The following is a 26,094-nucleotide window of genomic DNA, read 5'->3' as shown; positions in this document are numbered from 1 at the left end:
TTTGCTAAACTGCCGCCTTTTCCCGCCGAGACCCACACATGCAAATTGCCCTGGCCCCCATGGAGGGGCTGGTCGACAACATCCTGCGCGACGTCCTGACCCGAGTGGGTGGCATCGATTGGTGCGTCACCGAGTTCATCCGCGTGTGCGACCGCCTGTTGCCGCCTTCCTCGTTCGACAAGCTGGCGCCTGAGTTGCGCCAGGGCGCAAGGACTGCGGCCGGCGTACCGATGCGTGTGCAACTGCTGGGCTCTGACCCGGTGTGCCTGGCCGAGAACGCTGCGCTGGCCTGTGAGCTGGGGGCGCCGGTAATCGACCTGAATTTCGGCTGCCCGGCCAAGACCGTGAACAAGTCGCGTGGCGGCGCGGTGCTGCTCAAGGAGCCTGAATTGCTGCATGCCATCGTCCGCGAGGTGCGCCGAGCGGTACCGGCGGACATCCCGGTCACTGCAAAGATGCGCCTGGGCTTCGACAGCCCCGACGGTGCACTGGAGTGCGCCACGGCCCTGGCCGAGGGCGGTTCGGCGCACCTGGTGGTGCATGCGCGGACCAAGGTCGAGGGCTACAAGCCGCCGGCTCATTGGGAATGGGTGGCGCGGGTGCAGGATGTGGTCAAGGTGCCGGTGTTCGCCAACGGCGAGATCTGGACCGTGGACGACTGGCGGCGCTGCCGCGAGGTCAGTGGTGCCGAGCACATCATGTTGGGGCGCGGGCTGGTGTCGCGGCCCGACCTGGGCCTGCAGATCGCCGCTGCCCGCGACGGCCGAGCGTACCAGCCCATGAGCTGGGATGACCTGCTGCCGCTGCTGCGCGAATTCTGGCGCCAGGCCCAGGCCAAGCTGTCCCCGCGCTATGCGCCGGGGCGGATGAAGCAGTGGCTGGCGATGCTGACCCGCAGCTACCCGGAAGCGGTGGTGCTGTTTGCCGAGCTGCGTCGGGAAGATGATTGCGCGCGCATCAGCCGCTTGCTGGGGGTTGAGGCGCAGGCCTTCGAGGCATGTGTGGCCTGATCTGCCGCTGTGCAGTAAAAGCGGGAAAACAGAAAATTTTTTTGTAGCCCCTCTTGAAAGCCGTTTCACCGGCCATATCTTTTGAGTACGCGATGCCGAAGTCGGGTCGCGTAGTGACTTACTTGCTGAATCTCAGGAGTTTATGACCATGACTACCGCTTTCTCTCTCGCTCCACTGTTCCGTCATTCCGTTGGTTTCGACCGTTTCAACGACCTGTTCGAATCCGCGGCACGTAACGAGGCCGGTAGCAGCTACCCGCCCTACAACGTGGAAAAACATGGCGAAGACCACTACCGCATCGTGGTTGCCGCTGCCGGTTTCCAGGAGCAGGACCTCGACCTGCAGGTCGAAAAAGGTGTCCTGACAGTCTCCGGTGGCAAGCGCGACAGCAGCGCCGCTGAAGTGACCTACCTGCACCAGGGCATCGCCCAGCGCGCCTTCAAGCTGTCGTTCCGCCTGGCCGACCACATCGAGGTCAAGGCCGCTGGCCTGGCCAATGGCTTGCTCAGCATCGACCTGCTGCGCATCGTGCCTGAAGAAGCCAAAGCCAAGCGCATCCCGATCAATGGCGATAAGCCAGCGCTGAACTAACAGTCAGCCGGTCGGTAACGAGAAGGGCACCTCAGGGTGCCCTTTTCGCATTCCGGCATCAGAAATCTGCCGGTGCCTCCAGCAACATTTGGCGGAACTCCGACAATGGCAGTGGCCGGCTGTGCAGATACCCTTGGTACAAGTGGCAGCCCAACTGCTCGAGAAACGCCAGTTGCTCGGTCAACTCCACGCCTTCGGCGATCACCGCCAGGTCCAGGCTGTGGGCCATGGCGACGATGGCGCGGACGATTTCGGCGTCATTGGGGTCGATCGGCGCATCGCGCACGAAGGTCTGGTCGATCTTCAGGGCATCCACCGGCAAACGCTTGAGGTAAGTCAGTGACGAATAGCCCGTGCCGAAGTCGTCCATGGCAAAGCTCACCCCGTGGCGCTTCAGTTCGCGCATCTTGCTGATGGTGTCTTCGAGGTTCTGGATGACGATGCCTTCGGTGATCTCGAGCTTGAGCATCTGCCGTGGCAGGCGGTAGTCGTCCAGGCTGCGCAGGACCCGCCCGACGAAATCGTTCTGGCGGAACTGCCGCGGGCTGATGTTCACGCACAGGCTGAAGTCATTGGCGTCGATCAACCCATCCATGAGCATGTGCGCGCACGCGTCGCAGGCTTCGTCGAGGATCCAACTGCCCACTTCCAGAATCAGCCCGCTTTCTTCCAGCACCTGGATGAACTGCGCCGGCGGCTGCTGGCCGAGTTGCGGGTGGTGCCAGCGCAGCAACACCTCGGCACCAACGATACGGTTGTCGCGGGCATCCACCTGGGGCTGGAAGTGCAGGGCCAGCTCACCCCGGGCCAGCGCCAGGCGAAGGTCGTTTTCCATGCGCAAGCGCTCGCTGGCGGCCTTTTGCATGGTGGTGTGGAACAGCTGGGTGGTGTTGCGCCCGGAGTCCTTGGCCCGATACAGCGCAATATCGGCGCGTTTGAGCAGGTCTGCCGGGGTGGTGCCGTGATCGGGTATCAGCGCCACGCCGATGCTGGGGGTCACCTGCAGGCGTTGGCCATCCAGCGACATCGGTTCGGCCAGCAGTTCACGCAGGGTATCGGCCAGATCGCGCACCTTGCTTTCGACCTGTTCGCGGCTGCCCTCCAGGCCGCTGAGCAGCACCACGAACTCGTCGCCGCCCAGCCGCGCCACGGTGTCTTCCAGACGCACGCTGGCCTCCAGGCGCGCGGTGATGATCTTCAACACGGCGTCGCCCACCGGGTGGCCGAGCGAATCGTTGATGTGCTTGAAGTGATCGAGGTCGAGAAACAGCAGCGCACCCCGCAGGTTGTGGCGTTTGAGCAGGGCGATCTGCTGGCTCAGGCGGTCCATCAGCAGGGCGCGGTTGGGCAGGTTGGTCAGCGGGTCGTGGTACGCCAGGTGGCGGATCTGCGCTTGGGCATTCTTCAGCTGGCTGACGTCGCGGGCGGTCAGCAGCAGGCAGTCGGTCTCGTTCAGGGTGATCGGTTCCACCGACACTTCGACGGTGAGGATATCGCCGCGCTTGTTGCGCCCGAGCATCTCCCGATGGTGCACCCGGCCCCGCTCCTTGAGCTCGGCGAGCAGGGCGCTGCGCTGCTTGTCGTCGGCCCAGATGCCCAGCTCGTAAACGCTGCGCCCGACCACTTCCGCCGCGCTGTAGCCGGTCAGCCGGCAGAACCCGTCGTTGATTTCCAGGTAGCGGCCGCTGTAGCGCTCGGTGATGGTGATGGCGTCGGGGCTGGAGTGGAAGGCCTTGGCGAACTTCTCTTCACTGGACTTGAGCGCCGCTTCGGCGCGTTGCTGCTGGGTGATGTCGCGCAGGGTGGTGACGCTGCAGGGCTGGTCATCGACACTGATCAGGCAGCTGGATATCACGCAGGTCAAGGGTGAGCCGTTGCGGTGGTTGACCACCACGGCCACGTTGCTCAGGGCCTGTTCGCGGATCACTCGCTCGATACGTTGCGCGCGTTCGATGGACTCTGCCCACAGGCCGATTTGCTCGGCGGTGTGGCCGATCACCTGGTCGGCGTTCCAGCCGAAGGTCTGGGTGAAGGCCGGGTTGATCTCGATGAACTGGCCGGTGTCCTGGCGGGTCACGCAGATCGGGTCTGGGCTGACCTGGAACAGGCTGGCGAACTTTTCTTCCGAGGCGCTCAGGCGCTGTTCGCGCTCTACCTGGTCGGTGATGTCCAGCAGCGTGCCAGCCATGCGCAGGGGGTTGCCCTGGTCGTCCCGGTACAGCCGCGCACGGCTTTCGATATAACGCGAAGTGCCGTTGTCCAACTGTACCCGGTAGGTGATCTGGTAATTGCCCGCAGGCCCTTCGCGCAGGCTGCGGTAGGCCTGGCGCATGACGTTGCGCTCTTGCTCCGGCACACCTTCGAAAAAGGCATCGAAGGACTCATGGAAGGGGATGGGGTCAAGGCCGTGCAGTTGCGCCGCGCGGGCCGAGCCATACAGCATGCCGCTGGGGATGTGCCAGTCCCAGGTGCCCAACTGCGCCGAATCCAGGGCCAGATCGAGTCGCTCCTGGCTGTCCTTGAGGGCCTGCTCGGCGCGCTTGCGCTCGGTGGTGTCGACGAAGGTGCTGAGCAGAAAGGTCACGCCCTCCAGTTCGATGCCCTGGGTGCAGAGGATGCCGTCATGCACCTTGTCGTTGCTGGCCCGGAACTGCACCTCGAGGATCAGCGGGCCGCTGCTGGCGCGGGTGGCGTCGAGCATCTGCTGGCGTTGCTCGGGGTGCACCCACAGGCCCAGCTCCAGGCTGGTCTTGCCGATTACCTGGCTGCCCGGCCAGCCGAACATGTCCTCGAAATGCTGGTTGACCTCGAAGATCATGCCGTCGTGGCGACGGGTCAGCAGGATGGCATTGGGGCTCAGGTGAAACAGCGTGGCGAAGCGCTTTTCCGAGTTGATCAGCGCCGTTTCCCGCTCGCGCTGGCGAGTGATCTCGCGGATCACCCCGATCATCTGCGGCCGGCCATGGCGGTCGTGGGTCAGGCTGCCGTTTATCTCCAGCCAGTGCAGGCTGCCATCCGGCCAGCGGATGCGGTGGCGCATGGCCTGCTCCACGGGCTCGCCGTTGACCACTGCCTGGAACAACTGGCGGGTGCGCGCGCGGTCTTCCTCGGGCAGCAGGTCGAGGTAATCGATGTCGTTGGGCAGCGGGCGTTGCGGGTCGAAGCCGAACAACGCCTGGGTGCCGCGTGACCAACTGACCCGACCGGTTTCGATGTCCCACAGCCAGGCTCCCAGGTGGGCACCGTTAAGCGCGGCCAGCAGCTGTGGGGCGTTTTGCCAGGCCTGCTCGGATTCCTGAGGGTCAGCCGCAGAGATACGCGGCAGGCGCGGAAAGCGGTTTGCTGATTTGGGCATTGGTACCAGACCTTTGGCGTTTGAGGCGTCCTTGAGTTGGAAATGCCGAACTGACGACCGGTCAGGCGGACCCTGCGTGACTGTCGAGCAGGGCCATGAAGGCCCTCGCCGCATTCGATAGCGTTCGCTCCGTGTGCAGTATGTAGCCTAGCTGGCGCGACAGCTGTATGCCGGGTAAAGCGATGGGTGCAACCTGATCGTCGAGCATGGTGCGGGGCAGCACGCTCCAGGCCAGGCCAATGGAAACCATCATCTTGATGGTTTCCAGGTAGTTGGTGCTCATGGCGATGTTCGGCGTCAGCCCCTGGCTTTCGAACAGGCGCTGGACGATGTGGTGGGTAAAGGTGTTGCCGCCCGGGAACACCGCCGGGTGGCGGGCGACATCGGCCAGGCTGACCGCGTGGTTGCTGGCCAGTGGGTGCTCCGGTGCCGCCACGAAGTCCAGGGCGTCGTTCCAGACCGGGATCGCCTTGATCAGGTGGTGGGGCTCGGGTGCCAGGGTGATGACGGCAATTTCAGCGCGGCCATGGAGTATCTCGTCGTAGGCCGCTTCTGAATCCAGGAACTGAATATCCAGTGCCACCGAGGGGTACTGCCGGGTAAAGGCCCGTAGAAGCGGAGGCAAGCGGTGCAAGCCGATATGGTGGCTGGTGGCCAGGGTCAGTCTACCGCTCACCTGTCCCGTCAAATTGGTCAGTGCGCGTCGAGTATCATCGAGCACATTGAGTATTTGATAGGCCCGTGGCAGCAACGCCCGGCCGGCTTCGGTCAGGGTCACTTCACGCCCCAGCCGGTCGAACAGGCGCACGTCCAATTGCTGTTCAAGGCCGGCGATGCGTTTGCTGATGGCAGGCTGGGTCAGGTGCAGGCGTTCGCCGGCCCCGGAGAAGCTGCCGGTTTCGGCAATGGCGATAAAAGCACTGAGGTTGGCCAGGTCCATCTCTCTGATTCCTGATGGTTATGCAAAGCATGAAAATTATGAATTTGAGTTATTCAATCTATCGCCATAGCATCGTCCGTACAAGCCAAGGGGTCTTTGGCATAGAAAGACGCTGATGAGGAACAGTCTGATGGCTGGCAAAACGCTCTACGACAAACTCTGGGAAGCCCATGAGGTCAAGCGCCGTGATGACGGCTCGTCCTTGATCTACATCGACCGACACATCATCCACGAAGTGACGTCGCCCCAGGCCTTCGAAGGCCTGCGCCTGGCGAACCGCAAGCCATGGCGCATCGACACCAACATCGCCACGCCCGACCACAACGTGCCGACCACGCCAGAGCGCAAGGGCGGTATCGAAGCCATCGTCGACCAGGTGTCGCGCCTGCAAGTGCAGACCCTCGACGAAAACTGTGACGAGTACGGCATCGTCGAATTCAAGATGAACGACGAGCGCCAGGGCATCGTCCACGTCATCAGCCCGGAGCAGGGCGCTACCTTGCCGGGCATGACCGTGGTCTGCGGCGACTCGCACACCTCCACCCACGGTGCATTTGGCGCCTTGGCCCACGGCATCGGCACCTCGGAGGTCGAGCACGTGCTCGCTACCCAGTGCCTGGTCGCCAAGAAGATGAAGAACATGCTGGTGCGCGTCGAAGGCCAATTGCCTGCCGGTGTCACCGCCAAGGACATCGTCCTCGCCATTATCGGCAAGATCGGCACCGCGGGTGGCAACGGCCACGCCATGGAATTTGCCGGCAGCGCTATCCGTGGTTTGTCCATGGAAGGCCGCATGACCATCTGCAACATGTCGATCGAGGCTGGTGCCCGTGTCGGCTTGGTGGCGACCGATGCCACCACCGTTGCCTATGTTGAAGGTCGCCCCTACGCGCCGAAGGGCGAGCAGTGGGAGCAAGCGGTAGCGTCTTGGCAAGACTTGGTTTCCGATGACGACGCGGTGTTCGACACCGTGGTCGAGCTGGACGCCGCGCAGATCAAGCCGCAGGTCAGCTGGGGCACTTCACCCGAGATGGTGCTGGCGGTTGACCAGCGTGTGCCGGACCCGGCCGCCGAGGCCGACTTGGTCAAACGTGGCTCGATCGAGCGTGCCTTGAAGTACATGGGCCTGACCGCCAACCAGGCGATCACCGATATCCAGCTCGACCGCGTATTCATCGGCTCCTGCACCAACTCGCGGATCGAAGACCTGCGCGCCGCAGCCGAAATCGCCAAGGGCCGCAAGGTCGCTGCCACCGTCAAGCAGGCCATTGTCGTTCCGGGCTCGGGCTTGGTTAAGGCGCAGGCCGAACGTGAAGGCCTCGACAAGATCTTCCTCGAAGCCGGTTTCGAGTGGCGTGAACCGGGTTGCTCGATGTGCCTGGCGATGAACCCGGACCGCCTGGAAAGTGGCGAGCACTGCGCCTCGACGTCCAACCGCAACTTCGAAGGCCGTCAGGGTGCCGGTGGCCGTACCCATCTGGTCAGCCCGGCCATGGCTGCCGCCGCCGCGGTGACGGGCCACTTCATCGATGTACGCGAGTTGATCCAAGGGAGCGCAGCATGAAAGCCTTTACCCAGCACACCGGCCTTGTCGCGCCATTGGACCGTGCCAACGTCGACACCGACCAGATCATTCCCAAGCAGTTTCTCAAGTCGATCAAACGCACCGGCTTCGGCCCCAACCTGTTCGACGAGTGGCGTTACCTGGATGTGGGCCAGCCCTACCAGGACAACAGCAAGCGCCCGCTGAACCAGGAGTTCGTGCTCAACCACGCACGCTACCAGGGTGCCAGCGTGTTGTTGGCGCGGGAGAACTTCGGTTGCGGCTCCAGCCGCGAGCACGCGCCCTGGGCGTTGGATGAATACGGCTTTCGCAGTGTCATCGCACCGAGCTTTGCCGACATCTTCTTCAACAACAGCTTCAAGAATGGTCTGTTGCCGATCATCTTGAGCGATGAGGAAGTCGACGAGCTGTTCAAGCAGGTGGAAGCCAACCCTGGCTATCAGTTGACCGTCGACCTGCAAGCCCAGGCCGTGACCCGTCCTGATGGCAAGGTGCTGCACTTCGAGATCGATGCCTTCCGCAAGCACTGCCTGCTCAATGGCCTCGACGACATCGGCTTGACCTTGCAGGACAGCGATTCGATCAAAGTCTTCGAAGGCAAGCACCGCGCCAGCCAGCCCTGGCTGTTCCGGGATGCCTGATCGACCGGCTCCCACATTGGCAACGCTGCCGATGTGGGAGCGGGTTCGCCGGCGAAGCCTGCATAGGCAACACAACACCAAAAGGATTGCCCCATGACCAGCACCACCCACACCGATGTGGTCCAACGCCAGTTCGGCGAACAGGCCAGCGCCTACCTCAGCAGCGCGGTACATGCCCAGGGCACTGAATTCGCCCTGCTGCAAGCCGAGCTGGCAGGCCATGCCGAGGCGCGTGTACTGGACTTGGGCTGTGGTGCCGGTCATGTCAGCTTCCACGTCGCGCCTCTGGTGGCGGAAGTGGTCGCCTACGACCTGTCGCAGTCGATGCTCGACGTGGTCGCCAGTGCCGCTGCCGAGCGTGGCCTGGGCAATATCACCACCGAATGCGGTGCCGCCGAGCGCCTGCCGTTCGCCGACGCCTCGTTCGACTTCGTCTTCAGCCGCTACTCGGCACACCACTGGAGCGACCTGGGCCTGGCCCTGCGCGAAGTGCGCCGCGTGCTGAAGTCGGGTGGGGTGGCGGCGTTCATCGATGTGCTGTCACCCGGCAGCCCGTTGCTCGACACCTACCTGCAAACGGTCGAAGTGCTGCGCGACACCAGCCACGTGCGCGATTATTCTGCCGCCGAGTGGCAGCGCCAGGTCAGCGAAGCCGGCCTGCACGCCCGTAGCCACACGCGTCAGCGCCTGCGCCTGGAGTGGAGCTCGTGGGTAGAGCGCATGCGCACGCCAGAGCCGCTGCGTGTGGCCATACGCCAATTGCAGCAAGCCATGGGTGAAGAAGTGCGGCAGTATTATCAGATTGAAGCCGACGGCTCGTTCAGCACCGATGTCATCGTGTTGTGGGCCGAGCGCTGAGTTTATTTCGCTGCGGCCGAGCTGGCCGCAGCGCTTGAATGGATAGAGGAAAGCATGAGCAAGCAGATTCTGATTCTCCCAGGTGATGGCATCGGCCCGGAAATCATGGCCGAGGCGGTCAAGGTGCTGGAGCTGGCCAACGACAAGTTCCAGCTGGGCCTGAGCCTGGCGCACGACGTGATCGGTGGCGCGGCCATCGACAAGCATGGCGTGCCGCTGGCTGACGAGACCCTGGAGCGTGCGCGCCAGGCCGATGCCGTGCTGCTGGGCGCCGTGGGCGGCCCGAAATGGGACAAGATCGAACGTGACATCCGCCCTGAGCGTGGCTTGCTGAAAATTCGCTCGCAACTGGGCCTGTTCGCCAACCTGCGCCCGGCCATCCTCTACCCGCAACTGGCCGATGCTTCATCGCTCAAGCCAGAAATCGTCTCGGGCCTGGATATCCTCATCGTCCGCGAGCTGACCGGTGGCATCTATTTCGGTGCGCCACGTGGTCAGCGTGAACTCGAAGGTGGCGAGCGCCAGGCCTACGACACACTGCCCTACAGCGAAAGCGAAGTGCGCCGCATTGCCCGCGTCGGTTTCGACATGGCCCGTGTGCGCGGCAAGAAGCTGTGTTCGGTGGACAAGGCCAACGTCCTGGCTTCGAGCCAGCTGTGGCGCGAAGTGGTCGAAGACGTGGCCAAGGACTACCCGGATGTCGAACTGAGCCACATGTACGTCGACAACGCTGCCATGCAGTTGGTCCGCGCGCCCAAGCAGTTCGACGTGGTAGTGACCGACAACATGTTCGGTGACATTCTGTCGGATGAAGCTTCCATGCTGACGGGTTCCATCGGCATGCTGCCTTCGGCGTCGCTGGATGCCGACAATAAAGGCATGTACGAGCCGTGCCACGGCTCGGCGCCAGACATCGCCGGCCAGGGCATCGCCAATCCGCTGGCGACCATCCTGTCGGTGTCGATGATGCTGCGTTACAGCTTCAACCAGCAGGCTGCAGCAGAGGCCATCGAGCAGGCCGTCAGCCTGGTGTTGGACCAAGGTTTGCGCACCGGTGACATCTGGTCGGCCGGCTGCGACAAAGTAGGCACGCAGGAAATGGGCGACGCAGTAGTCGCAGCGCTGCGGAATCTGTAATCTCTCTGGCCCGCCACCGTTTTAAGTCGGTGGCGGCCCACTTTTAGCAAAGGTGTAGTTGCGATGAAACGTGTAGGTCTGATCGGTTGGCGCGGTATGGTCGGTTCCGTGCTCATGCAGCGGATGCTGGAGGAGCAGGATTTCGACCTTATCGAGCCGGTGTTCTTCACCACCTCCAATGTCGGTGGCCAAGGCCCGAACGTGGGCAAGGATACAGCTCCGCTCAAGGACGCGTATTCGATTGAAGAACTCAAGACCCTCGACGTGATCCTGACTTGCCAGGGCGGCGACTACACCAACGAGGTCTTCCCCAAGCTGCGTGAAGCTGGCTGGCAGGGTTACTGGATCGATGCCGCCTCGTCCCTGCGCATGCAGGATGACGCGGTCATCATCCTCGACCCGGTCAACCGCAAGGTCATCGACCAGCAGCTCGATGCCGGCACCAAGAACTACATTGGCGGCAACTGCACGGTCAGCCTGATGCTGATGGGCCTGGGCGGCCTGTTCGAAGCCGGCCTGGTCGAGTGGATGAGCGCCATGACCTACCAGGCAGCTTCCGGTGCCGGCGCGCAGAACATGCGTGAGCTGATCAAGCAGATGGGCGCCACCCACGCGGCCGTGGCCGATGACCTGGCCAACCCGGCCAGCGCCATTCTGGACATCGACCGCAAGGTTGCCGAGACCATGCGCGGTGAAGCGTTCCCCACCGAGAACTTCGGTGTGCCGCTGGCCGGCAGCCTGATTCCGTGGATCGACAAGGAGCTGCCGAACGGGCAGAGCCGTGAAGAGTGGAAGGCCCAGGCTGAAACCAACAAGATCCTCGGTCGTTTCAAGAGCCCGATCCCGGTCGACGGTATCTGCGTGCGCATCGGCGCCATGCGATGCCACAGCCAGGCGCTGACCATCAAGCTGAACAAGGACGTGCCACTGGCCGACATCGAAGGCATGATCAGCCAGCACAACCCATGGGTGAAATTGGTGCCGAACCAGCGAGAGATCAGCATGCAAGAGCTGACCCCGACCAAGGTCACCGGTACCTTGAACATTCCGGTGGGTCGCCTGCGCAAGCTGAACATGGGTTCGCAGTACCTGGGTGCGTTCACCGTGGGTGACCAGCTGCTGTGGGGCGCCGCCGAACCGCTGCGCCGCATGCTGCGGATTCTGCTGGAGCGTTGATCGTTCTGGTTTGACCGAAAACCCGCGCTGGCGACAGCGCGGGTTTTTTTATGGTGGGTTACGCCTGGTAGCAAACGAATGGCTGTGTTGGCCTCGTCGGGGCAATGCGAGTAAAGTGCCGCTCCCCGTTTCGCCTGAGGCAGCCCGTAGCATGAACCCTTCTCTCGATATCGCCGTCGTCGGCGCCACCGGCAGCGTCGGTGAAACCCTGGTACAGATTCTCGAAGAACTGGCGTTCCCGGTCGCCACCTTGCACCTGCTGGCCAGCATGGAGTCCGCAGGCAGCAGCGTGATGTTCGCCGGCAAGAAGCTCAAAGTCCGCGAAGTGGACAGCTTCGATTTCGCCCAGGTCAAGCTGGCCTTCTTCGCCGCAGGCGCGGCGGTCAGCCGCAGCTTCGCCAGCAAGGCCCTGCAGGCAGGCTGCACGGTCATCGACCTGTCCGCCGGCCTGGACGATGCCCTTGCCGTGGTGCCTGAAGCCAATGCCGAACGCCTTGCCGGCCTGACGCTGCCTGCACGCATTGCCAGCCCTAGCAGCGCAGCCGTTGCCCTGGCCGTTGCGCTGGCACCGCTCAAAGGCTTGCTGGACATCGAACGGGTTCAGGTGATGGCCGCGCTGGCGGTGTCCGCGCAGGGGCGCGAAGCGGTCAGCGAACTGGCCCGGCAGACCGCCGAGCTGCTCAACGCCCGCCCCCTGGAGCCGCGCTTCTTCGACCGCCAGATGGCGTTCAACCTGCTGGCCCAGGTCGGCGCCGCCGACGAACAGGGCCACACCGCGCTGGAGCGGCGCCTGGTCAGCGAATTGCGCGTGCTGCTCGGGCAGCCTGAACTGAAGATTTCGGTGAGCTGCGTTCAAGTCCCGGTGTTTTTCGGCGATAGCTTCAGTGTGGCCGTGCAGAGCCGTCGCCCGGTCGACCTGGCTGCGGTCAACCAGGCCCTGGAGTCTGCCGACAGCGTCGAGTTGGTGGAACGCGACGATTATCCGACCCCGGTTGGTGACGCAGTGGGCCAAGACGTGGTCTATGTTGGTCGTGTACGCCATGGTGTCGATGAAGACCAGCAGCTCAACCTCTGGCTGACCACCGACAACCTGCGCAAGGGCGCGGCGCTCAATGCTGTGCAGGTGGCACAATTGTTGATTAAAGACAGGCTGTAAAAGATACTGCGAGCACTTTTGTCCTGCTCTGCATGCAGGTTTCGGGACGATTCATACAAGGGAAGAGGTCATGCTTCGAATTCGCAAACTGGTTCTGGCCATGGCGGCTGCCTCGGCGCTGTCGTCGGGTATGGCCAATGCCCTGGGCCTGGGGGAGCTGACTCTCAAGTCGGCACAGAATCAGCCGCTGGACGCCGAGATCGAATTGCTCGATGTGCGCGACCTCACTGCCGCCGAGGTGGCGCCGAGCCTGGCGCCGCCGGAAGAGTTCAGCAAGGCGGGGGTGGCCTTTCCGACTTACCTCGAAGACCTGACGTTCACACCGGTGATCAACCCCAACGGCAGGAGCGTGCTGCGCGTCACTTCCAGCCAGCCGCTGCCGGGCTCGGTGGTCAAGTTCCTGGTCCAGGTGATGTGGCCGCAGGGGCGACTGCTGCGCGACTACAGCGTCCTGCTCGACCAGGCCAAGGCGCAGGGCAAGCAACCGGCGGCGGCCAATGTGGCGCCGGCGGTGACGGGTGCGAGCAACTACACCACCCAGCGCCGCGACACCTTGTGGCAGATTGCCGCGCGCAACAGCCAGGGCGGTTCGATACAGCAGACCATGATCGCGATCCAGGCGCTGAACCCGGACGCCTTCATTGGCAACAACATCAACCAGTTGAAGGTTGGCCAGGTACTGCGCTTGCCCGATCAGCAACAGGTGCAGAACATCCCTCAGGGTGAAGCGGTTCGCGACGTGGCCGAGCAGTATGCGGCCTGGCGTGAAGGCCGGCGCCTGGGGCCGCGTGCCCGCCAGCTCGACGCCACCCGCCGTGGTGCTGCCGACGCGGCGCCGGAGCGCATTGCCCAAGGTGACAACCTGCGCCTGGTCAGCCCCGGCAACCAGGCTGGCGCAGGGCAGGCCAAGGCGCTCAATGACAAGCTGGCCGTGGCCCAGGAAAGCCTCGACACCAGCCGCCGTGACAACGATGAGCTCAAGAGCCGCATGGCAGACCTGCAGAGCCAGCTGGACAAGCTGCAGCGTCTGATCGAGTTGAAGAACAACCAACTGGCCCGTCTTGAGGCCCAGGGCGCGGCCGGTACGGCGCCGGTCGCCGCCGCGCTGCCAGGCGAGCCAGCACCCACGAAACCGGCGGCAAATGCCCAGCCAGTGGTCAAGCCTGCGCCGGCCGCTGTCGACACCGCGCCGAAAAACGTGCCTGCCGCCAATGCTGCGCCGGCTGCCCAGCCGCGCGGCGCCTTCGACGATGTGCTCGGCAACCCCTTGCTGCTGTGGCTGATTGCAGGGTCTGCGTTCCTCGTGCTGCTGCTTCTGCTGGTGCTCTTGATGCGCAAGCGCAAGGCTCAGGAAGAGGCAGAGAAACACCTGCGCATGGCGCGGGCCTTGGCTGAGGAAGAGCAGGGTGCGGGGCTGGACATGGCCTCCGACAGCTTTGAAGGCCTGGATGTTACGGCACCGAGCGTCACGCTGTCGCCAGCCGTGGTCGCGGCCTCTGCCGCAGCTGCTGCCGCCGCGGAAAAACCTGCGGTCCCGGTCACCGAGCCTGTGCTTGAGCCCGACGCCACTGCCGCGCTGCTGGCCGAGGTCGAGCAGAGCGTTGAAAGCGGCCGTCTGAATCATGCCGCCGAGCTGCTCGAAACCGCCCTCGCCGCAGAGCCCGGCCGTGATGAGCTGCGCTTGAAGCTGATGGAAGTGTATGCCCGCCAGGGTGATCACAGTGCGTTCGTCGAGCAGGAGTGTGTGCTGCCGGCCACCGAACAGAACGTGGCTCAGGTTCAGGAAATCAAAGGCCGCTTCCCAGCCATGCTGGGTGTGGCCGCCGCCGGTCTGGGCGCGGCAGCGCTGGCTGCTGAAATGGATGAGCAGTACGTGCAGGGCCTGCTGCAGGACCCGCCTGAGGCACCGGTGGTTGAAGACGTTGTTTCCGAGGGCATGGCAGAGCAAGCGCTTGAGCCTGAGCCGGAAGACGAGCCAGCGGTACTGGAGCAGCCCGATTCGGTCGCTGAGGCAGCGCTGGATGACATCGTCGAGCCTGAAACCGAGGCCTTTAGCGAGATGCCTTCGCTTGAGGAATCGGACCTGGACAGCGCCTTCGATCTGAGCCTTGACGAAGACCTGCCCGAGGAAGATCCACTGGCAGCGCCGCTGTTGGACGAGCCGGTACTGGACGAGACTGTACTGGATGAATCGGTGCCGGATGAGCCCGTACTGGACGAGGTGCAGGTAGAGCAACAGCCGGCCGTCGTGGACGCCGAGCTGCAAGCCGAAGCCGAAGCCGATGCTGATTTCGAAGCGATGCTGGCGCAGGCCGAGCCGCAGCCGGTTGCGGACCTGGACGACTTCGACCTTGATGTCAGCGAGCCGGTTGCCCCGGCTGTCGCCGATGAAACCCCGGTGGATGTCGCCGCCGAACTGGCCGCCTTCGACAGCGTGCCGGAGTTCGAGCCGATCACCGAGCTCGACCTGCCGTCCGATTTCGACCTGTCGCTGTCGCTGGACGACGATTCGCCGGCCGCCAAAAGCTTTGCTTCGGAGCTGGACGACGTCAACGCAGAGCTGGACAAGCTGTCGCAGAACCTCGAATCGCCTTCGCTGGAACCGCACTTCACCACTGAGGATGCAGTGGCGCAGCCGGAGCCCGAGCCGCTGGATGACCTGGACTTCGACTTCTTCTCTGGCAGTGACGAAGTAGCCACCAAGCTCGACTTGGCGCGTGCCTACATCGACATGGGCGACCACCAGGGGGCGCGTGACATCCTTGATGAAGTGGTCAAGGATGGCGACGGGACCCAGCGTCAGGAAGCCGAGGAGCTGTTGTCCCGGTTGGTCTGATTCTACTGCTGAAGCGTTGTCGCCGGCGTGTCGGCGACGGCGCCATGACAGGCGTTACCCCCAACGGCAGCCCAACAGGGCTGCCGTTGTCGTTATAATCCCGCCATTGCGTATTCACCACAGGTTTCATGCTCTTGGACATCATCGACACCGCCGCCGAATCCGCGGCCGAAGGCTACTCCCGTATCGCCCTGGGCGTGGAATACAAGGGCTCGCGCTATCGCGGCTGGCAGCGCCAGGCCAGTGGTGTGCCCAGCGTCCAGCAAGCCCTCGAGCAGGCCTTGTCGAAAGTGGCGAACGAGCCTATCTCGGTGATCTGTGCCGGGCGCACCGACGCCGGGGTACACGGCTGCGGGCAGATCGTGCATTTCGATACGCGCGCCATCCGCGACGAACGCGCCTGGACCCTGGGTACCAATTTCAACCTGCCCCACGACATCAGTGTGGTCTGGTCGCGCCCGATGCCGTCAGACTTCCACGCCCGGTTCAAGGCCACGGCGCGGCGTTACCGCTACGTCATCTACAACGACCCGATCCGCCCGGCACACCTGGCCGAGGAGGTGACCTGGAACCACCGCCCGCTGGATGTCGAACGCATGGCCGAAGCCGCCGCGTTCCTGCTGGGCACCCACGACTTCAGCGCCTTCCGCGCCAGCCAGTGCCAGGCCAAGTCGCCGATCAAGCACATCCATCACCTGCGCGTTACCCGCCATGGCCAGATGATCGTGCTGGACGTGCGTGCCACGGCGTTCCTGCACCACATGGTGCGTAACATCGCCGGTGTCTTGATGACCATTGGCGCGGGCGAGCGGCCAGCCACCTGGGCACGTGAGGTGCTGGAGGGGCGCAATCGCCGTGAAGGCGGGGTGACGGCGCATCCGTACGGCCTGTACCTGGTGCAAGTGGAATACCCCGAAGCCTTCCAATTGCCCAAGCGTTACATCGGCCCACACTTTCTGACCGGCTATGAGGCATTGGCTGACTGACGGACGAAAAGTCATTTGCTAACATCCAGCCTTTCACCGCAATAGCAGGGTTCGCAGTCCATGAGCAACGTTCGCAGCAAGATCTGTGGTATTACCCGCATCGAAGACGCGCTGGCTGCCGCCGAGGCGGGGGCTGATGCCATCGGCTTCGTGTTCTACGCCAAGAGCCCGCGCGCCGTGGACGTGCGCCAGGCGCGTGCGATCATTGCCGAGCTGCCGCCATTCGTGACCACGGTCGGGCTGTTCGTCAACGCCTCGCGCTGCGAGCTGAACGAGATCCTCGAAGTGGTTCCGCTGGACCTGCTACAGTTCCACGGCGACGAAACCCCGCAAGACTGTGAGGGTTACAACCGCCCCTGGATCAAGGCCCTGCGGGTGCGCCCAGGCGATGACCTGGAGGCGGCCTGTCGGCTTTACGCTGGCGCCCGGGGTGTGCTGCTGGACACCTACGTGCCCGGCATACCTGGGGGGACTGGCGAGGCCTTCGACTGGTCGCTGGTGCCGGCCCGCCTGAGCAAGCCGATCATCCTTGCCGGTGGGCTGTCTGCACAGAATGTCGGCCAGGCCATTGCCCAGGTGCGGCCTTATGCGGTGGATGTCAGCGGCGGGGTGGAAGAGGCCAAGGGCATCAAGGATGCGGCGAAGATCGAAGCCTTCATGCGCGCGGTGAAACAGGCGTGACAGTGGATGTGACGGTTGGCGGCGCACCATCGTCCATAGCTATCGCAGCCCCTGCGGGGCGGCCGTCGGTGCGACGGTCGAACAACACATTAACGGTGGAGCGGCGCGCAGGAAGCCCCGGCGGCCGGTCCATCATCGTTTCATAAAAGATATTGAGCTCAAGGGCAGGGCAGGCCGGTCACGCTGGCCCCCGCCCGCCGATACTGGAGAAAGAAAGCATGAGCAACTGGTTAGTCGACAAACTGATCCCTTCGATCATGCGTTCCGAGGTGAAAAAGAGCTCGGTGCCTGAAGGCCTGTGGCACAAGTGCCCGGCTTGCGAGGCCGTGCTGTATCGTCCGGAGCTGGAAAAGACCCTGGATGTCTGCCCCAAGTGCAACCACCACATGCGCATCGGCGCACGTGCGCGTATCGACATCTTCCTCGACGCCGAAGGCCGTGCCGAACTGGGCGCCGAGCTGGAGCCGGTCGACCGCCTGAAGTTCCGCGATGGCAAGAAGTACAAGGACCGCCTCACCGGTGCGCAGAAGCAGACCGGCGAGAAAGACGCCCTGATCTCCATGAGCGGCACCCTGATGGGCATGCCAATCGTGGTCAGTGCGTTCGAATTCTCCTTCATGGGCGGCTCCATGGGTGCCATCGTCGGTGAGCGTTTCGTGCGCGCCGCCAATTACGCCCTGGAAAACCGCTGCCCGATGGTCTGTTTCTCGGCCTCCGGCGGTGCGCGCATGCAAGAAGCGCTGATCTCGCTGATGCAGATGGCCAAGACCTCGGCCGTGCTGGCGCGCCTGCGTGAAGAAGGCATCCCGTTCATTTCGGTGTTGACCGACCCGGTCTACGGCGGCGTTTCCGCCAGCCTGGCGATGCTCGGCGACGTTATTGTCGGCGAGCCAAAGGCACTGATCGGTTTTGCCGGCCCCCGCGTGATCGAGCAGACCGTGCGCGAGAAGCTGCCAGAAGGCTTCCAGCGCAGCGAGTTCCTGTTGGAGCATGGCGCCATCGACCTGATCATCTCCCGTGGCGAGCTGCGCCCGCGTCTGGCCCGCCTGCTGGCGCAGATGACCGGCCAGCAAACCCCGGAGCAGGCACGTGAGGCGGCTGCGGTCGCGTGATGAAACAAAGATCCCTGGGCGAATGGCTCGCCTACCTCGAACAGTTGCATCCATCGGCCATCGACATGGGCCTGGAACGTTCGCAGAACGTGCTTGCCCGCCTTGCGCTGGGCAAGCTGGCGCCGCGCGTGGTAACCGTCACCGGTACCAATGGCAAAGGCTCCACCTGTGCCTTCGTCGCTGCGATGCTGCGTGCCCAGGGGCTCAAGGTTGGCGTGTACAGCTCGCCGCACCTGTTGCGTTACAACGAGCGGGTGCTCATCGATGGCCAGGAGGCCAGTGATGAGCGCCTGTGCGATGCCTTCGCCGCCGTCGAGGCGGCGCGGGGCGAAATTTCCCTGACCTATTTCGAGATGGGCACCCTGGCGGCGTTCTGGTTGTTCTACCAGTCGAAGCTGGATGCCGTGGTGCTCGAAGTGGGCCTCGGTGGCCGTCTGGACACCGTGAACGTGGTCGATGCCGACCTGGCGCTGGTAACCAGTATCGGCGTCGACCATGTCGACTACCTGGGTGATACCCGTGAGTGCGTCGCCTTCGAGAAGGCCGGTATCTTCCGCGCCGGCAAGCCGGCGCTGTGTGGCGACCTCGACCCGCCGCAGCCCTTGCTGGACAAGGCACAGGAGCTGGCAGCGCCGTTGTACCTGCGTGGCCGTGATTTCGACCTGGCAAGCAGCGACGCTGCCTGGCACTGGCGCGGGACCACGGCCGAAGGTGGCCGGGTAGAGCTGCGCGATCTGCCATTGCTCGACCTGCCCATGGAAAACGCCACCTTGGCCCTGCAGGCCTATTTGTTGATGGGCCTGCCATGGGATGCCGGGCAAATCCGCCAGGCATTGCTCGACACCCGCATCACCGGGCGCCTCGATCGCCGCCAACTGAACTGGCAGGGCAAGCCGGTGGAGTTGCTGCTGGATGTGGGGCATAACCCGCATGCCGCCGCCTACCTGGCGCGGCGCCTGGCCGCTCGACCGCCCAAGGGGCGCCGCCTGGCGGTGTTCGGCCTGCTCGCTGACAAGGACCTGCAGGGCGTTGTCGAACCCTTGCAGGGGCTGGTCGACGACTGGGCGGTGGCACCACTGGATACACCTCGCAGCCGTCCGGCCGCAGAACTGGCGAATGCCTTGACGAACCTCGGCGCCTCGGTGAAGTCTTATGCCAGCGTCGACGCCGCCCTCGAAGGGCAATGCGCGCAGGCGACGGCGGATGACCAGATCCTGCTGTTCGGTTCGTTTTTCTGTGTCGCCCAGGCCCTGGAGTGGTTGGCGCGGCAGGCCCCGGAGGGTTGAGTAGATGGCAGTGCTGGATAAAGGGATGAAACAGCGCATGGTCGGTGCGTTGGTGCTGGTAGCGCTGGCGGTGATCTTCCTGCCGATGCTGTTCACCCGCGAGGACGAGATGCGCCAGGTACGGGTTGAAGCCCCGCAGGCACCGGCCATGCCGAGCCTGCCCGAGGTGAAGGTGGAGCCGGTCGCCGTGCCGGAGCCTCAGGTCATTCCTGAGGAGCCACAGCAGCCCCCGGTAGTGATCGACGAGGCTACTGCGCCAGCGAGCACGCCAAGCCAGCCGATCACGCCGTCGCCACAGACCCAGGCCCAGGCCGCCAAGCCGTCAGTACCCGCACAGAAGGTGGAAACCAAGCCCGCCGCTGCGCCGGCGCCTGCCGTCGCAGCAGCCAAGCCCGCAGCGCCGTCCAAAATCGACGTCAACGGGTTACCGGTCAGTTGGTCCATCCAGCTGGCCAGCCTGTCCAACCGCGCGGGGGCAGAAAGCCTTCAGCAGACCTTGCGCAGCCAGGGCTACAACGCCTACATCCGCTCTGCAGGCGGTATGAACCGGGTGTATGTCGGGCCGCTGATCGAACGCGCCGAGGCCGAGCGTGTGCGTGATGCAATCAACCGCAAGCACAGCCTCAAAGGCTTCGTGGTGCGTTTCCAGCCTGAACGCGGTTGATGGTGCCAGCGCGGTCCGCTCCCACAGGTATCGCGCAGTTGCTGATCGGCCCGACATTCCGCTTACTCCCAGCCCGCTGCTCTGATAAAATGCGCCGCCTCAAACGTCTGTAGGCGGCACCGTGGCATTTACCTGGGTTGATTGGGCGATCATTGCGATCATCGCCGTCTCCACACTGATCAGTCTCAAGCGCGGCTTCGTCAAGGAAGCCTTGTCCTTGCTCATCTGGATCATTGCCGGTGCGGTTGCCTGGATGTTCGGTGGCTCGCTCTCGGTGTATCTTGAAAGCTATATCCAGACACCGTCGATGCGTACCATCGCCGGTTGCGCCATTCTATTTGTCGCCACCCTGCTGGTGGGGGCCATGATCAACTTCCTCATCGGCGAGCTGATCCGCGTGACCGGGCTGTCCGGCACCGATCGTTTCCTCGGCATGGCCTTCGGCGCCGCGCGGGGGGCTTTGCTGGTGGTGGTGGCCATCGGGCTGCTCAGCCTGGGGCCGGTTCAACAAGACACCTGGTGGCAGGAATCACGCCTGATACCACAATTTCTCTTGGTCGCTGACTGGTCGAAAAACCTGATTCTCGGTTTCACCAGCCAGTGGATGTCCAGTGGGGTGATCAGCACACCGGCTGATCTCCCGTTCAAGGAACAGTTGCTCGGGCCCGCAAAGCCCTGAGCGCTATTCACTCAAGTTTCGTCAAAGTAGGGGTTGCGTCGCATGTGTGGCATCGTCGGTATCGTCGGTAAGTCGAACGTCAATCAGGCGCTGTATGACGCGCTTACGGTCCTCCAGCACCGCGGCCAGGACGCTGCCGGTATCGTGACCAGCCATGACGGCCGGTTATTCCTGCGCAAGGATAATGGCTTGGTGCGCGACGTCTTCCAGCAGCGCCACATGCAGCGCCTGGTGGGCCACATGGGCATCGGCCACGTGCGCTACCCGACCGCGGGCAGCTCGACCTCGGCCGAGGCCCAGCCGTTCTACGTCAACTCGCCGTACGGCATTACCCTGGCGCACAACGGCAACCTGACCAACGTCGAGCAGTTGGCCAAGGAGATCTACGAGTCCGACCTGCGCCACGTCAACACCAACTCCGATTCGGAAGTGCTGCTGAACGTGTTCGCCCACGAGCTGGCCGTGCGCGGCAAGCTGCAGCCAACCGAAGAGGACGTGTTCGCTGCGGTTTCTCACGTGCACAGCCGTTGCGTCGGTGGCTACGCGGTGGTGGCGATGGTCACTGGCTACGGTATCGTCGGTTTCCGTGACCCGAACGGTATTCGCCCGGTGGTGTTCGGTCAGCGCCACACCGACGAAGGCGTGGAATACATGATCGCTTCCGAAAGCGTCGCCCTGGACGTGCTCGGCTTTACCCTGATTCGCGACCTGGCGCCGGGCGAAGCGGTGTACATCACCGAAGAAGGCCAGCTGTACACCAAACAGTGCGCGAAGAGCCCGAAACTGCAGCCGTGCATCTTCGAACACGTCTACCTGGCCCGCCCGGACTCGATCATGGACGGCGTCTCGGTGTACAAGGCGCGCCTGCGCATGGGTGAGAAGCTGGCCGAGAAGATCCAGCGCGAACGCCCAGAGCACGACATCGACGTGGTCATCCCGATCCCGGACACCAGCCGCACTGCGGCCCTGGAGCTGGCCAACCACCTGGGCGTCAAATTCCGCGAAGGCTTCGTCAAGAACCGCTACATCGGCCGTACCTTCATCATGCCCGGCCAAGCCGCACGCAAGAAGTCGGTGCGCCAGAAGCTCAATGCCATCGAGCTGGAATTCCGCGGCAAGAACGTGATGCTGGTGGACGACTCGATCGTGCGCGGCACCACCTGCAAGCAGATCATCCAGATGGCCCGCGAAGCGGGCGCCAAAAACGTCTACTTCTGCTCCGCAGCCCCTGCGGTACGCTACCCCAACGTCTACGGCATCGACATGCCGAGCGCTCACGAACTGATCGCCCACAACCGCACCACCGACCAGGTGGCCGAGTTGATCGGCGCCGACTGGCTGATCTATCAGGACCTGCCTGACCTGATCGAATCGGTCGGTGGCGGCAAGATCAAGATCGAGCACTTCGATTGCGCGGTGTTCAACGGTGAGTACGTCACCGGCGACATCGACGCGGCCTACCTCGAGCGTATCGAGCAGGCCCGTAACGACCTGGCCAAGGTGAAGACCCAGGCGGTCAGCGCGATCATCGACCTCTACAACAACTGATTAGGGAGCGACGGCATGACGGATCAATGGGATGCCGGGCGCCTGGACAGTGACCTCGAGGGTGTCGGTTTCGACACCCTGGCGGTGCGCGCCGGGCAACACCGTACACCGGAGGGCGAGCACAGCGAAGCGATGTTCCTGACCTCCAGCTATGTGTTTCGTACGGCCGCCGATGCGGCGGCACGCTTTGCTGGCGAAACGCCGGGTAACGTCTATTCGCGTTACACCAACCCGTCCGTGCGCGCCTTCGAGGAGCGCCTGGCGGCCATGGAAGGCGCCGAACAGGCCGTGGGCACCTCCACCGGCATGGCGGCAATCCTGGCGGTGGTGATGTCGCTGTGCAGCGCGGGCGACCATGTGCTGGTATCGCAGAGCGTGTTCGGCTCGACCATCAGCCTGTTTGAGAAGTACTTCAAACGCTTTGGTGTGCAGGTGGACTACGTGCCGCTGGTCGACCTTGGCGGTTGGGAAAAGGCCATCAAGGCCAATACCAAGCTGCTGATCGTCGAGTCGCCGTCCAACCCGTTGGCCGAGCTGGTCGATATCGCCGCCCTCAGTGAAATCGCCCACGCCGGTGGTGCCATGCTGGTGGTGGACAACTGCTTCAGCACCCCGGCCCTGCAGCAGCCGCTCAAGCTTGGCGCTGACATCGTGTTCCACTCGGCGACCAAGTTCATCGACGGCCAGGGCCGTTGCATGGGCGGCGTGGTGGCGGGGCGTAGCGAGCAGATGAAAGAAGTGGTGGGCTTCCTGCGTACCGCAGGCCCGACCCTCAGCCCGTTCAACGCCTGGATCTTCACCAAAGGCCTGGAAACCCTTCGTTTGCGCATGCGTGCGCACTGCGAGAGCGCCCAGGTACTGGCCGAATGGCTGGAGCAGCAGGACGGCATCGAGAAGGTGCATTACGCCGGCCTGCCAAGCCACCCACAGCACGCGCTGGCCAAGCGCCAGATGAGCGGCTTTGGCGCCGTGGTGAGCTTTGAGGTGAAGGGGGGCAAAGAGGGCGCCTGGCGCTTTATCGACGCCACGCGGATGATCTCTATCACCACCAACCTGGGCGACAGCAAGACCACCATCGCCCACCCGGCCACCACTTCCCACGGCCGTCTGTCGCCGCAGGAGCGTGAAGCGGCGGGTATCCGCGACAGCCTGATCCGCGTTGCCGTGGGCCTGGAAGATGTCGCTGACCTGCAGGCTGACCTTGCACGTGGGTTGGCGGCACTGTGATTGAAATCAGAGGCGGTGCACCGGGCCATAACGGTCGGGTAGCCCTGGTGACCGGTGCCGCTCGCGGTATCGGCTTGGGGATTGCCGCCTGGTTGATCTGTGAAGGCTGGCAGGTGGTGCTAAGCGACCTGGACCGCCCGCGTGGGGCCAAGGTAGCCAAGGCGTTGGGTGACAACGCCTGGTTCATCACCATGGACGTTGCCGACGAGGCGCAGGTCAGTGCCGGGGTGTCCGAGGTACTGGGGCAGTTCGGGCGGTTGGACGCGCTGGTGTGCAATGCAGCGATCGCCAACCCGCATAACCAGACGCTGGAAAGCCTGAGCCTGGCGCAATGGAACCGGGTGCTGGCGGTCAACCTCAATGGCCCGATGCTGCTGGCCAAGCATTGTGCGCCGTACCTGCGTGCGCACAATGGGGCGATCGTCAACCTGACTTCGACCCGTGCGCGGCAATCCGAGCCTGACACCGAGGCCTACGCGGCGAGCAAGGGCGGCCTGGTGGCTTTGACCCATGCCTTGGCCATGAGTCTGGGCCCGGAGATCCGCGTGAATGCGGTGAGCCCGGGCTGGATCGATGCGCGTGACCCTTCCCAGCGCCGTGCCGAGCCGTTGACCGAAGCCGACCATGCCCAGCACCCGACGGGCAGGGTAGGGACGGTGGAAGACGTTGCGGCGATGGTGGCCTGGCTGCTGTCGCGCCAAGCGGCGTTCGTCACCGGCCAGGAGTTTGTGGTCGATGGCGGCATGACCCGCAAGATGATCTACACCTGAGCTGTAACACTATGAGTTGTAAAGGAAAGGGGCCGAGAAGGCCCCTTTTTTGTTTTTTCGGCGGCGCATATGCCAGTGGTGTAGCGATGGCAGCAGGCTTGCCCTTGAACAAGCCAACAGGAACAACCCAAATGGCACAGGGTGTGGAAACCGCTTTTTTGCCTTTTTTGAAAAAAAATTCAATGGGGGTATTGACTTAGCATCGGTACCTGCGTAAATTTCGCGGCCTCAGCGAAGCAAACGCAACAAGCAACATCGCGGGGGTGATTAGCTCAGCCGGGAGAGCATCTGCCTTACAAGCAGAGGGTCGGCGGTTCGATCCCGTCATCACCCACCACTTCCTGAGCGTTCCTGACGCAAGACGCTTCGAAAGAAGCCGATCGCCAGAGAGGAACAAGGCCTGATAAGCCATTATGCGCAGCGGTAGTTCAGTCGGTTAGAATACCGGCCTGTCACGCCGGGGGTCGCGGGTTCGAGTCCCGTCCGCTGCGCCACTTTTTAGTAACAGATGGGTGCCTTGCACCGGTCTGAGACCGAAAGGCAAATATGCCTGAGGTCGATCCCAGTTTCAATCGGGCGCAAGCCTGAATGATACGCAGCGGTAGTTCAGTCGGTTAGAATACCGGCCTGTCACGCCGGGGGTCGCGGGTTCGAGTCCCGTCCGCTGCGCCATCTTCGTTTCGAGGCCCCTTGAACGCCTCGAAGCAACAAAAAGAGCGATCAACGTGTCGCTTTTTTTGTGCCTGATAAAACTGTTCCTCTGGCCAGTAAGCAGGCAAAGCAGGTTTCACAGGGCGCAAGCCCAAGCGATACGCAGCGGTAGTTCAGTCGGTTAGAATACCGGCCTGTCACGCCGGGGGTCGCGGGTTCGAGTCCCGTCCGCTGCGCCATCTTCGCCTCGAGGCCCTGAACACCTCGAAGCAACGTGAAAAGCGACCTTAGGGTCGCTTTTTTCGTTTTCACGGCCAGCTCGGCCACCTTTACACGAAGCTGACAGACTCTTCACGGATGAACGGTTTCAGTGTCTGTGCGCGCTGATGCACAATAGGCACCTTCTCGACTTACCCGGAATTCGCAATGACCAGATCATCCGTCTTTGGTGCGCTCGGGCTGGCCCTGGTGCTGGCGGGCGTGACCGGTTGTTCCTCGAAAAAAACGGCCATCTACGAGCACGAGAACTTCGACGACTCGGGGACGTTCTCGCGCAGCTTTCCGGTGACCGATGCCGGCTCCTGCGAGGCCGCTCGCCGTGCCTTGCTCAGCCAGGGCTATATCATCACCAGCAGCGGTGCCAACCAGGTTACCGGCAACAAGAGCTTCCAGCAGAACAGCGAAAACCACCTGCAGATCAGTTTCAACGTCACCTGCGCGCCAGACGTGAGCGACGAACAGCGTTCGACCATGTTCGCCAACGCCCTGCAGGATCGCTACAGCCTGAAGAAGTCCAATACCTCCGCCAGCCTGGGTGTGGGCGTGCTGGGTTCGGTGTCGATGCCGATCGGTTCGAGTGACGACTCGATGGTCAAGGTGGCCAGCGAGACGGTGACTGCGGCGCAGTTCTACGACCGGTATTTCGCACTGGTGGAGAGCTATCTGCCCAAGCCCAAGAAGGTCAGCAAGGTCAAGGTCGAGCCTGAGGCGCCTGCGCCGAAGGTAGAAAAGCCCGCAGTTGACCTGGGGCTGCCAGAGCAGGCGGCTGCCGCCCCAGCAGCGGTTCCCGCAGCCGCCCCAGCGCCTGCCGCCGTTGCCCCGGCCGCCGAGGTGCCAGCGGCGCCTGTGGTCAATGACAGCCAGGGCTCGCAACCTGTAGCACCGCCGGCAGAGCCGGCACCGATCCAGGCGCAACCTGCTGAAGCCCCGCCGGCCACCCTCTGAG

Annotated in this window: 21 protein-coding genes and 4 tRNA genes; 23 read left to right on the top strand and 2 right to left on the bottom strand. The window is 63.5% G+C overall.

What is annotated here, in order from left to right:
- Nucleotides 1–38: 38 nt before the first annotated feature.
- Complete coding sequence (locus PC358_RS13550; RefSeq protein ID WP_033700550.1) at nucleotides 39–1,010, top strand: tRNA dihydrouridine synthase; 972 nt, start codon at nucleotides 39–41, stop codon at nucleotides 1,008–1,010.
- Nucleotides 1,011–1,158: 148 nt separating this feature from the next.
- Complete coding sequence (locus PC358_RS13545) at nucleotides 1,159–1,602, top strand: Hsp20 family protein (RefSeq protein WP_033700549.1); 444 nt, start codon at nucleotides 1,159–1,161, stop codon at nucleotides 1,600–1,602.
- Between the two features lie 58 nt (nucleotides 1,603–1,660).
- On the opposite strand, the gene PC358_RS13540 is transcribed toward PC358_RS13545, so the two are convergent.
- Nucleotides 1,661–4,957 (bottom strand): bifunctional diguanylate cyclase/phosphodiesterase, encoded by a 3,297-nt coding sequence (locus PC358_RS13540; RefSeq protein WP_033700548.1) that lies wholly within the window; start codon nucleotides 4,955–4,957, stop codon nucleotides 1,661–1,663.
- A 61-nt stretch (nucleotides 4,958–5,018) separates the two neighbouring features.
- Nucleotides 5,019–5,897, bottom strand: a complete 879-nt coding sequence (locus tag PC358_RS13535) for a LysR family transcriptional regulator (RefSeq protein ID WP_033700546.1) — start codon at nucleotides 5,895–5,897, stop codon at nucleotides 5,019–5,021.
- Between the two features lie 130 nt (nucleotides 5,898–6,027).
- Between PC358_RS13535 and leuC the strand changes: the two genes are divergently transcribed.
- The 21 genes from leuC (at nucleotide 6,028) to PC358_RS13430 (ending at nucleotide 26,093) form a co-directional block, all read left to right on the top strand.
- The gene (gene leuC / locus PC358_RS13530; RefSeq protein ID WP_033700545.1) at nucleotides 6,028–7,461 is read left to right on the top strand and encodes a 3-isopropylmalate dehydratase large subunit; all 1,434 of its coding nucleotides are present in this window, start codon (nucleotides 6,028–6,030) and stop codon (nucleotides 7,459–7,461) included.
- Nucleotides 7,458–8,102 carry a 3-isopropylmalate dehydratase small subunit gene (gene leuD, locus PC358_RS13525; RefSeq protein WP_033700544.1) on the top strand — a complete coding sequence of 215 codons (645 nt, stop codon included), beginning with the start codon at nucleotides 7,458–7,460 and terminating at the stop codon, nucleotides 8,100–8,102. Before leuC ends, leuD begins: the two co-directional genes overlap by 4 nt.
- A 93-nt stretch (nucleotides 8,103–8,195) precedes the next feature.
- Complete coding sequence (locus tag PC358_RS13520) at nucleotides 8,196–8,960, top strand: class I SAM-dependent methyltransferase (RefSeq protein ID WP_033700543.1); 765 nt, start codon at nucleotides 8,196–8,198, stop codon at nucleotides 8,958–8,960.
- A 54-nt stretch (nucleotides 8,961–9,014) separates the two neighbouring features.
- Nucleotides 9,015–10,097: a 3-isopropylmalate dehydrogenase gene (gene leuB / locus PC358_RS13515; protein WP_033700541.1), complete on the top strand. Its 1,083-nt coding sequence runs from the start codon at nucleotides 9,015–9,017 to the stop codon at nucleotides 10,095–10,097.
- Between the two features lie 63 nt (nucleotides 10,098–10,160).
- A complete protein-coding gene (asd, locus tag PC358_RS13510; protein ID WP_033700540.1) occupies nucleotides 10,161–11,273 on the top strand; it encodes an aspartate-semialdehyde dehydrogenase in 1,113 nt (370 codons plus the stop codon).
- Nucleotides 11,274–11,424: 151 nt separating this feature from the next.
- Nucleotides 11,425–12,429, top strand: a complete 1,005-nt coding sequence (locus tag PC358_RS13505) for an aspartate-semialdehyde dehydrogenase (RefSeq protein WP_033700539.1) — start codon at nucleotides 11,425–11,427, stop codon at nucleotides 12,427–12,429.
- A 70-nt stretch (nucleotides 12,430–12,499) separates the two neighbouring features.
- Nucleotides 12,500–15,265, top strand: coding sequence for a FimV/HubP family polar landmark protein (locus PC358_RS13500; RefSeq protein WP_033700538.1), 2,766 nt, complete (start codon nucleotides 12,500–12,502; stop codon nucleotides 15,263–15,265).
- A 128-nt stretch (nucleotides 15,266–15,393) separates the two neighbouring features.
- Nucleotides 15,394–16,251, top strand: coding sequence for a tRNA pseudouridine(38-40) synthase TruA (gene truA, locus PC358_RS13495; RefSeq protein ID WP_033700536.1), 858 nt, complete (start codon nucleotides 15,394–15,396; stop codon nucleotides 16,249–16,251).
- A 60-nt stretch (nucleotides 16,252–16,311) separates the two neighbouring features.
- Nucleotides 16,312–16,932: a phosphoribosylanthranilate isomerase gene (locus PC358_RS13490; protein WP_033700535.1), complete on the top strand. Its 621-nt coding sequence runs from the start codon at nucleotides 16,312–16,314 to the stop codon at nucleotides 16,930–16,932.
- A gap of 218 nt (nucleotides 16,933–17,150) precedes the next feature.
- Nucleotides 17,151–18,044, top strand: a complete 894-nt coding sequence (gene accD / locus PC358_RS13485; RefSeq protein WP_033700534.1) for an acetyl-CoA carboxylase, carboxyltransferase subunit beta — start codon at nucleotides 17,151–17,153, stop codon at nucleotides 18,042–18,044.
- Complete coding sequence (gene folC, locus PC358_RS13480; protein ID WP_033700532.1) at nucleotides 18,044–19,330, top strand: bifunctional tetrahydrofolate synthase/dihydrofolate synthase; 1,287 nt, start codon at nucleotides 18,044–18,046, stop codon at nucleotides 19,328–19,330. Before accD ends, folC begins: the two co-directional genes overlap by 1 nt.
- Before the next feature lie 4 nt (nucleotides 19,331–19,334).
- The gene (locus PC358_RS13475) at nucleotides 19,335–19,994 is read left to right on the top strand and encodes an SPOR domain-containing protein (protein ID WP_033700531.1); all 660 of its coding nucleotides are present in this window, start codon (nucleotides 19,335–19,337) and stop codon (nucleotides 19,992–19,994) included.
- Nucleotides 19,995–20,115: 121 nt separating this feature from the next.
- The gene (locus tag PC358_RS13470; protein ID WP_033700530.1) at nucleotides 20,116–20,673 is read left to right on the top strand and encodes a CvpA family protein; all 558 of its coding nucleotides are present in this window, start codon (nucleotides 20,116–20,118) and stop codon (nucleotides 20,671–20,673) included.
- 42 nt (nucleotides 20,674–20,715) lie between these two features.
- Nucleotides 20,716–22,221 carry an amidophosphoribosyltransferase gene (purF, locus tag PC358_RS13465; RefSeq protein WP_033700529.1) on the top strand — a complete coding sequence of 502 codons (1,506 nt, stop codon included), beginning with the start codon at nucleotides 20,716–20,718 and terminating at the stop codon, nucleotides 22,219–22,221.
- A 15-nt stretch (nucleotides 22,222–22,236) separates the two neighbouring features.
- Entirely contained in the window at nucleotides 22,237–23,448 is a 1,212-nt protein-coding gene (locus PC358_RS13460; RefSeq protein WP_033700528.1) for an O-succinylhomoserine sulfhydrylase, read from the top strand.
- Nucleotides 23,445–24,218 carry an SDR family oxidoreductase gene (locus tag PC358_RS13455; protein WP_033700527.1) on the top strand — a complete coding sequence of 258 codons (774 nt, stop codon included), beginning with the start codon at nucleotides 23,445–23,447 and terminating at the stop codon, nucleotides 24,216–24,218. The genes PC358_RS13460 and PC358_RS13455 overlap by 4 nt, the downstream gene beginning before the upstream one ends.
- A gap of 261 nt (nucleotides 24,219–24,479) precedes the next feature.
- A tRNA-Val gene (locus PC358_RS13450) sits at nucleotides 24,480–24,555 on the top strand.
- Nucleotides 24,556–24,635: 80 nt separating this feature from the next.
- Nucleotides 24,636–24,712, top strand: a tRNA-Asp gene (locus tag PC358_RS13445).
- A 101-nt stretch (nucleotides 24,713–24,813) separates the two neighbouring features.
- A tRNA-Asp gene (locus PC358_RS13440) sits at nucleotides 24,814–24,890 on the top strand.
- A 141-nt stretch (nucleotides 24,891–25,031) separates the two neighbouring features.
- A tRNA-Asp gene (locus tag PC358_RS13435) sits at nucleotides 25,032–25,108 on the top strand.
- A 187-nt stretch (nucleotides 25,109–25,295) separates the two neighbouring features.
- Complete coding sequence (locus PC358_RS13430) at nucleotides 25,296–26,093, top strand: DUF2242 domain-containing protein (protein ID WP_033700526.1); 798 nt, start codon at nucleotides 25,296–25,298, stop codon at nucleotides 26,091–26,093.
- Nucleotide 26,094: the final 1 nt, after the last annotated feature.

The organism is Pseudomonas capeferrum, assembly GCF_000731675.1.
In the GTDB taxonomy this organism is placed as follows: Bacteria; Pseudomonadota; Gammaproteobacteria; order Pseudomonadales; family Pseudomonadaceae; genus Aquipseudomonas; species Aquipseudomonas capeferrum.
Note: the sequence above shows the minus strand (reverse complement) of the source record. Positions and strands in the feature narration are given on the sequence as shown.